1 protein-coding gene and 1 pseudogene are annotated in these 1,328 nt (G+C 65.7%); both read right to left on the reverse strand.

What is annotated here, in order from left to right; translation table 11 throughout:
* Positions 1 to 127: 127 nt before the first annotated feature.
* A complete protein-coding gene (gene istB / locus AE618_RS08795; RefSeq protein ID WP_054208697.1) occupies positions 128 to 880 on the reverse strand; it encodes an IS21-like element helper ATPase IstB in 753 nt (250 codons plus the stop codon).
* A 13-nt stretch (positions 881 to 893) separates the two neighbouring features.
* A pseudogene (locus AE618_RS08800) lies at positions 894 to 1,328 on the reverse strand (IS21 family transposase); the annotation flags it as partial.

Genomic DNA, 1,328 nt, shown 5'->3' on the forward strand with positions numbered 1-1,328 from the left:
TGCGGATACCGACGAAGCCGGCCATGCATTCCAATCTCAAGCCGGCCGGGTATTCCGATTTGAAGCCGGCCACCCTTGGCGTCATTCGCATGGGTCTACGGGATGATGTTTTGCGGTTTGGCCGAGGTCAAGCTGCCGGCTGAACAATCGAGCTTTGCTTGGTCTTTCGCAGGCTCTCGCCCTTGAGGTCGATGCGGTAGGCGTTGTGAACGAGCCGGTCGAGGATAGCGTCGGCGATGGTGGGATTGCCGATGAGCTCATACCAGCGATCGACGGGCAGTTGGCTGGTCACGATGATCGATCGCGCCTCGTATCGATCCTCGACGATTTCGAGGAGGTCGCGGCGCTGCTCGGCATCGAGCGGCTCGGGTCCCCAGTCGTCGAGGATGAGCAGATCGAGACGCGCGATGGCGCGCAGCATGCGAGCGTAGCGTCCATCGCCACGCGCCAGCGCCAGGGCTGCCAGGAGACGCGGCACGCGGTGATAGGCGACGGAGAAGTCTTCCCGGCAAGCCTTGTGGCCCAGTGCGCAGGAGAGCCAGCTCTTGCCGACGCCGCAGGGGCCGGTGATCAGGAGATTGTGCCGTGAGCGGATCCAGTCGCCGGCGGCGAGCTTGAGGAAGAGCGCGCGGTCGAGCCCGCGGACGGCGCGGTAATCGACGTCCTCGACGCTGGCGGCATGACGTAATCTGGCGGCGCGGGCGCGGCTTTCGAAGCGCTTCTGCTGGCGCTGCGTCTTCTCCTGTTCGAGCAACAGCCCGAGCCATTCGGCATGTTCGAGACGGCTGGCCTCGGGCTGGGCATCGAGATCGCGGAAGCCCTTGGCCATGCCGTGGAGCCCGAGACTGGTGAGCAGATCGAGGGTGGGATGGATCAGCATGATGGTCGTTCCTTCAATGGAAGTAGCCGGGGCCGCGGAGATTGGGGTGGTCGATGACGACGTCATCCGCCGGCGTTTTGCGATCGGTCCTTTTGGCGATGATCGCGCTGATGCTCTTGTAGGTGAGCGCGCCGATGGCGACGGCGCGGGCGGCGACGATCTCGGCGCGTTCGGGCGCGATATCCTTGAACAGGCGCAGGATGCCCAGGCAGGTGCGGAAGCCCTGCTCGGGATGAGGCCGGTTGGCCAGGATGACGATGACAAGCCCCTCGGTGTTGGGGCCGATCGAGGCGCCCCAGCGCCGGAAGCGCTCCGGCGTCCACTCGGCGTAGCGCCGATGCGCGCTGGGCATGTGATCGGGATCTGTGCCATGCCGGCGCCCGCCATGACGACGCTGGTGTGCGGCGATGCGCTGACCCCGGTGGAACAGCTCGATCGTCCGGGTCGT

Origin of the sequence: Allobosea vaviloviae (assembly GCF_001298265.1) — a bacterium.
GTDB classification, from domain to species: domain Bacteria; phylum Pseudomonadota; class Alphaproteobacteria; order Rhizobiales; family Beijerinckiaceae; genus Allobosea; species Allobosea vaviloviae_B.